A 6631-nucleotide genomic window follows, 5' to 3' on the forward strand; every position below is an offset into this window, starting at 1 on the left:
TGGCACCGTCCACTACGACCCCGTGCTCGTCGCCCTCTCGGTCGTCATCGCGGTCGTCGCCGCCACCGCGGCGCTCTGGGCGGCGCTCAACATCCCCGCCCCGACCCCCGCCAGCTCTCCGGCGCACTGCGCGCACAGGGCCGTCCGAGCGGCCCCGCAGCCCTCACAGGTGCCCGGCAGCACCAGTCCGGAGATCTCGCGCCACCAGCCCCGCATGGCTCCACTGTGACGGGAAGGGGCGGGGGGTGCCACCCCTGTGGAAAACCGCCTGTGGACAACGACGGAGGGGCTGCGCCGACGGGCGACAGCCCCTCGACACAGCCCCTCGGCATGGCCTCTCGACACGGCCTCTCGGCACAGCCCTCTACGGGGTGGCCCCCTACAGGCGGGCTACCCGGGATAGACCGGCACGCTCCCCGACTTCACCACCGGCTGCCAGTTCGCGCCGGGCAGCAGCCGCACGATGCCGTCGTTGCCGGAGGCGGCGACGAGCGGTTCGGTCTCCCGGTGGGGCGCGGCGACCGCGCTGACGCCGTTGAGGCCGGGGAGCACGGAGCTGGCGGAGGTGGAGCCGTCGGTCTGGAGGTAACGGATCTGCTGGACGCCGCCGGCCTCCCGGCCGACGACGACGAGCCGGCTCGGGCCCGCCCAGGAGACGGACGAGACCGACTCCATGCGCGGCGCGGCCGGCTGGAGGTCGACCACGGACAGGACCTGCTCGTCCGCGCCGTCCTGCCGCTCGATCCGGCCGATCTGGAGGGTGGTGCGCCCGTCGCGGGTGATGAGGAGCGCGATCCGCACCCCGTCCGCCGAGACGCGCAGCGACTCGACGCGGGTGTCCTCGGTCAGCCACGGCGTGCGGACCTCGAACCACTTGCCGGTGCCGTCGGGCACGACCACCAGGCGCTGGTGGCCCTTGGCCCGGTCGGCGACCCACAGGTCGCCGCGGCGGCCGTCCCAGCTGGGCTGCGAGAGCCCGTCGTGGGCCGCCGCCGGGCCCACGGCCGCGCTCTTGAAGACGGGCGGCAGCTGCTCCTGCTCGGTGGTGATCGAGGAGACGTACAGCGAGGTGCCGTCCTCGGACACCCCGGCCGCCCGCGTCTCGCCGCGGGCCACGGCGGCCGAGCCCAGCGGCACGGCGCCCTTGCCCAGCGGGCCGGGCACGGCGGTCGGCGGGACCCCGTCCTTGCCGCCGGGGGCGAGCGCCATCAGCCGTCCGTCGTCGTCGACGAAGTACGGCGTCTCGTCCTGCGCCGCGGCCCTGACCGCCTGGAACTCCTCGGCCTGGCCCTTCCCGAGCCGGCACACGGCGCCGCCGCCCTCGGCCTGGAGCTCCACCTGGTCGACCCGTACGGAGGTCAGGTCGCCGAGCGTGACGAGCATCTGGGCCGCCATCCGCCGGCACACCTCGCCGCCGAACCGGTCGGCCTTCGCGTTGAGCGGCACCTTGAGGGTGAACTGGTCGTCCGTCGTCAGCGTCGTGACGCCCGCGGCCAGCTCCGTCCCGGAGGGGAACGGCGAGTCGACGGCGGGCCGCAGCCAGTGCGTGGGGCCTTCGAGGAGCGCCTTCACGGTCTGCGTCACCGGGTCCATCCGGGTGACGGGGTCCTGGCGCTGCCGGATGTAGACGGGGTCGGCGACGAGCCAGTCCTCGCCGGAGGCGAAGTAGTACTTGTTGACCGAGCGGTAGTTCCGCAGGAAGTCGGCCTCGCCGAGGACCAGGCCGGGCGGCAGGCCGTCGATCCGCCACTCCTTGTCCTTGCCGCCGGGCACGGTCTCCTGCACCACGTGGATCGCCTGCGCGTACTCCACGGGACTGTTCGGCTGGTACGCGTGCCGGGCGTCCACGGTCGCGATCTTCCGGCCGGAGATCGGGTACGCGCGCCCCTGGTTCTCGGGGTCGGCGTTGCGGGAGGCGCTCTGGCGGTCGGGCGCGGTGGCGAGCACGGTGATGCTCTGCTCCGGCTTCCAGCTCTTGGCGGCCGTCTCCGTCAGGTACTTGCGGGCGGTGGCGAAGCCGGGGTCGTCGCTCGTCATGGCCTCCAGGAAGCCGTCGACGATCTCGTCCGGATCCGCGTTCTCCCGGGGGGCGACCGCGTAGACCCGCACCTGCGAGTCTCCGGGGTTGGCTCCGCGCACGGCCTGGACGTCGCCGCTGTCGGGGATGGTGGCGCAGCCCGTGGCCAGGACTCCGCCGCAGGCGGCGAGCACCAGCGCCCGTCCGGCCCGTCCCCGCCCCGCCCGCAGCCGCTTCCGCGCGTCAGCGCTCACGTGTGCCGTCCTCCCGCTCCGCGTTCCCCGCCCTGCCCGTACTCGTGCCCGCGCCCTGCTCGGTCTCGGCCGCCGTCCGGGCCACCACCCGGGCGCCGTTGCCGGGCAGCGCCGCCGGGTCGACGGCCGCGCTCGGCGGCGCCGGGATCCTCGGCGGCACGCCGGGCAGCGGGGCCCGTTCCCCGGCGGGCTGGGCGGGGACGGAGGCGGTACGCCCCGAGTCCTGCGCCCGGCCCGCGGCGGCCTGTTCCCGGTTGCGCCGGGAGTCCTCCGGCTCCAGCGGTATCGGCGATCCCCGCAGCGGCTCGTCGGCCGTGCGCGGCAGCGTGAGCCGGAACTGCGAACCGCCGCCGGCCTCGCCCCACGCCTGGAGCCAGCCGCCGTGCAGCCGCGCGTCCTCGACCGCGATGGACAGGCCGAGGCCTGTTCCGCCGGTGGTACGCGCGCGTGCCGGGTCGGCGCGCCAGAAGCGGTTGAAGACCCGGGTGGCCTCGCCCGGCTTCAGTCCGACGCCGTAGTCGCGTACGGCGACGGCGACGGCCCCGCCGGCCGCGGCCAGCTTCACCACGACGTCCTTGCCCTCGCCGTGCTCGACGGCGTTGACGACCAGGTTGCGCAGCACCCGCTCGACGCGTCGGGCGTCGGCCTCGGCGACGACGGGCTGCTCGTCGCCGACGACGACGATCCGGGTGCCCTTGCGCTCGGCGAGCGGCTCGGCGCCGCCGATGACCCGGCGCACCACCTGCCGCAGGTCGATCGGCTCGGCCTCCAGGGCGGCGGCGCCCGCGTCGAAGCGGCTGATCTCCAGGAGGTCGGAGAGAAGCGACTCGAAGCGGTCGAGCTGGTCGCCGAGGAGTTCGGCGGAGCGGGCGGTGACGGGGTCGAAGTCGACACGGGCCTCGTGGATGACGTCGGCCGCCATCCGTACGGTGGTCAGCGGGGTCCGCAGCTCGTGCGAGACGTCGGAGACGAACCGCCGCTGCATCCGCGACAGCTCCTCCAGCTGCTGGATCTTGAGCTGGAGGTTGGAGGCCATCTTGTTGAAGGCCTCGCCGAGGCGCGCGATGTCGTCCTCGCCGGTGACCTTCATCCGTTCCTGGAGCCGTCCGGCGGAGAGCCGCTCGGCGATCCCGGCGGCCATCCGTACGGGGGTGACGACCTGCCGCACCACGAACCAGGCGATGGCTCCGAGCAGGACGACGACGAAGAGTCCGGCGGTCGCGAGGGTGGTCTTGACCAGGGTGAGGGAGTCCTCCTCCTGGGTGAGCGGGAAGAGGTAGTACAGCTCGTACTGCTTGCCCTCGGCGTCGTTGAGCCGCTTGCCGATCACCAGGCCCGGCTCGGACTGCTTGTCGCTGGTGTAGTGGATGCGCCCGAACTTCTGGTACGGCACGTTGCCCTGCGCCACCTGCTGTCGCAGGTCGGCGGGGACGGACCGCGCGGGGTCGACCTCGCCGGAGGCGCGGGCGCCGCGGCTCGCGGTGTCGCTGGAGTCCAGCGAGAGCGCCACCACGTTGAACGCGTTCTGGCCACCGCTGGCGAGCTGCTCCACGAGCGTGGAGCGCCAGTTCACCGAGGATCCGGCCCGTACGCCGTCCTGCCCGGGCACGAAGGGCGTGGTCGCCGCCCGGTCCTGGGCGGCGGAGAACCCGCCCGCGGCCTGGATCTGGGCGGCCTTCTCCTTGGTGTCGAGCAGACCGTTGCGGACCTGCCCGATGACGACGAGGCCGAGGAGCAGGACCACGCCGAGGGACATCAGGAGGGTGCCGGCGACGACGCGCAGCTGGATGTTCCGCCGCCAGAGTCGTACCGCCGGAAGCAGCGGACGGCGCACCAGCCGGGCGACGATCCTGAAGACCCTGCCGCCCGGCGTCCCGTCCTGGAGGAGCCGTCCACCGCGCCTGAGGCGGCCGGAACGCGAGCCCCCCCGTCCCGGTCCGGCAGCCCGCCCGGTACGGCCCCCGGGGGCCGGGGACTCCGGAGCAGTACTGCCCTTGCTCATATCAGCTCGGTCCCGCCTTGTAACCGACGCCACGGACGGTCACCACGATCTCCGGCCGCTCCGGGTCCTTCTCGACCTTGGAGCGCAGCCGCTGGACATGGACGTTCACCAGCCGGGTGTCGGCCGCGTGCCGGTAGCCCCAGACCTGTTCCAGGAGCACCTCGCGGGTGAACACCTGCCACGGCTTGCGGGCGAGCGCGACCAGCAGGTCGAACTCGAGCGGCGTCAGCGCGATGGACTGGCCGTCCCTCTTGACGGAGTGCCCGGCCACGTCGATGACGAGGTCACCGATGGTGAGCTGCTCCGGCGCGGGCTCCTCGGAGCGCCGCAGCCGTGCCCGGATACGGGCGACGAGCTCCTTGGGCTTGAACGGCTTGACGATGTAGTCGTCGGCCCCGGACTCCAGGCCCACGACGACGTCGACGGTGTCGCTCTTGGCCGTCAGCATCACGATGGGCACGCCGGACTCGGCCCTGATGAGCCGGCACACCTCGATGCCGTCCCGTCCGGGCAGCATGAGGTCGAGCAGCACCAGGTCCGGCTTGGCCTCGCGGAATGCGGCGAGGGCCTTGTCGCCGTCCGCGACGAACGACGGCTCGAACCCTTCACCCTTGAGCACGATCCCGAGCATCTCGGCCAGTGCGGTGTCGTCGTCGACGACGAGAACGCGTCCCTTCATATCGACATCATCCCATTTCCGTATCAGTCTCAAGGCGGCTGGTGAGATACCTCACTGACCTGCGACGACGTCCCGGACGAAGTCTCTGACTCCCTGTGTCCGGGCGCCCCGCCGCCAGTAACGACTGTCACCCCCCGTGCCCCCGTGGTCGCCCAGAACCGTACCCCGCCGGGCCGCGAACGCCCACGTTCCGGACGGTGCTTCCTGCCCGGTCCGCCGCGGGGTTCCCCGTGGCACGATGGCAGCCGGCCCGCCGCCCGACCGTGGACGGCCGCCGTGACCAGGCCGGTTCGCCGACCGGCACCGCGACCCAATCCTTCGAGGTGGACGACCGTGAACGACACTCCGGGCCGGAACACGCCCGGATCCGCCCCTTCCGACGGCCAGGACGGCCCCGCGATCCCCGGGCAGCCCTCCGCGCCGGAGCCGGACGCCTCCGGCCCCCAGTGGTCGAAGGACCAGCCGCCCGCGGGCCGCTGGTCGCCGCCCCCGGGCGGTCCGACCCCGCCGCCGGCTCCCGGCCGGGCCTGGGGGAACCCGCCCCCGCAGCGCGGCTGGGGCGGCTACGGCGCCCCGGCGGCCCCGAAGCCGGGCGTCATCCCCCTGCGTCCGCTGGGCGTCGGCGAGATCCTCGACGCCTCGGTCACGACCCTCCGCCGCTACTGGCGTACGGTGCTGGCCGTCACGGTCCCCGTGGCCGTCGTCACCCAGGTCGCCCTGGTGTTCGTACAGCGTTACCTCTCCGCGGAGGTTCCGGCCCTGCACGCGGACGCGACGCCGACGGAGCAGCTGGAGGCGGCTTCCGAGTACCTCCGGGCCTCCTTCACCGAGCTGGCCCCGACGATGCTGGTCTCCGTGGCCGCCTCGGTCTTCACCAGCGCGCTGCTCACCATCGTGGTCAGCCGGGCCGTCCTGGGCCGGCCGGTGACCGTCGCCGAGGCCTGGCGGGAGGCGAGCCCGCGTCTGCCGCAGCTCCTGCTCCTGTCCCTGGCCCTGCCGCTGGGCGCCGGAGCGCTCGCCTTCGTGGCGATGCTCCCCGGTCTGCTGCTCGGCGGTGCGGGCGGCGCGACGCTCGCCTTCCTCGGCGGTGCGGCGGCCTTCGTGGCCATCGTCTGGCTGCTGATCCGCTTCGGCCTGGCGTCCCCGGCCCTGATGCTGGAGCGTCAGGGCATCGTCCCGGCGCTGAAGCGCTCGGCGAAGCTCGTCGACGGCTCCTGGTGGCGGATCTTCGGCATCACGCTGCTGGCCCAGCTCCTCATCATGATCTTCACGATGATCCTGACGATCCCGTTCACGGCGGTCGCCTTCGCCCTCGACGGCGGCTTCGAGCTGACGTGGACGTACCTCTCCGTCATGGCCGTCGGCGGAATCATCACCAGCTCCCTCACGTACCCGATCGCCGCGGGCGTCTCCGTCTTCCTCTACGTCGACCAGCGCATCCGCCGCGAGGCCCTGGACCTGGAACTCACCAAGGCCGCGGCCGGCACCGACGACTGACCCCCTCACCACAAACGGCCCCCGCCTCCTCGGAACGAGGAGACGGGGGCCGTACTCATACCGAGGCAGACACCCTTCCCGATTTCGGCCCCGGAAACGCAGAAAAGCCCCGCACCATAAGGTGCGGGGCTTTCCCACAATGATTGTTCGGCGGCGTCCTACTCTCCCACAGGGTCCCCCCT

4 protein-coding genes and 1 pseudogene are annotated in these 6631 nt (G+C 73.1%); 1 reads left to right on the plus strand and 4 read right to left on the minus strand.

All coding sequences use genetic code 11. From position 1 onward, the window contains the following. Window positions 1-132: 132 nt before the first annotated feature. The 4 genes and pseudogenes from AB0E19_RS38070 to mtrA form a co-directional block, all read right to left on the minus strand. Window positions 133-216, minus strand: a pseudogene (locus AB0E19_RS38070) (ComF family protein); the annotation flags it as partial. Window positions 217-390: 174 nt separating this feature from the next. Beyond that, the gene (locus tag AB0E19_RS38075; protein ID WP_362189670.1) at window positions 391-2211 is read right to left on the minus strand and encodes an LpqB family beta-propeller domain-containing protein; all 1821 of its coding nucleotides are present in this window, start codon (window positions 2209-2211) and stop codon (window positions 391-393) included. Between the two features lie 49 nt (window positions 2212-2260). Further along, window positions 2261-4273, minus strand: coding sequence for an MtrAB system histidine kinase MtrB (mtrB, locus tag AB0E19_RS38080; protein WP_362189662.1), 2013 nt, complete (start codon window positions 4271-4273; stop codon window positions 2261-2263). Between the two features lies 1 nt (window position 4274). Beyond that, window positions 4275-4952 (minus strand): two-component system response regulator MtrA, encoded by a 678-nt coding sequence (mtrA, locus tag AB0E19_RS38085; RefSeq protein WP_030498730.1) that lies wholly within the window; start codon window positions 4950-4952, stop codon window positions 4275-4277. A gap of 333 nt (window positions 4953-5285) precedes the next feature. Here mtrA and AB0E19_RS38090 point away from each other — a divergent pair, with 333 nt between their 5' ends. Next, window positions 5286-6449 (plus strand): hypothetical protein, encoded by a 1164-nt coding sequence (locus tag AB0E19_RS38090; RefSeq protein WP_362189667.1) that lies wholly within the window; start codon window positions 5286-5288, stop codon window positions 6447-6449. Window positions 6450-6631 lie beyond the last annotated feature (182 nt).

The organism is Streptomyces sp. NPDC047974, assembly GCF_040653375.1.
In the GTDB taxonomy this organism is placed as follows: Bacteria; Actinomycetota; Actinomycetes; order Streptomycetales; family Streptomycetaceae; genus Streptomyces.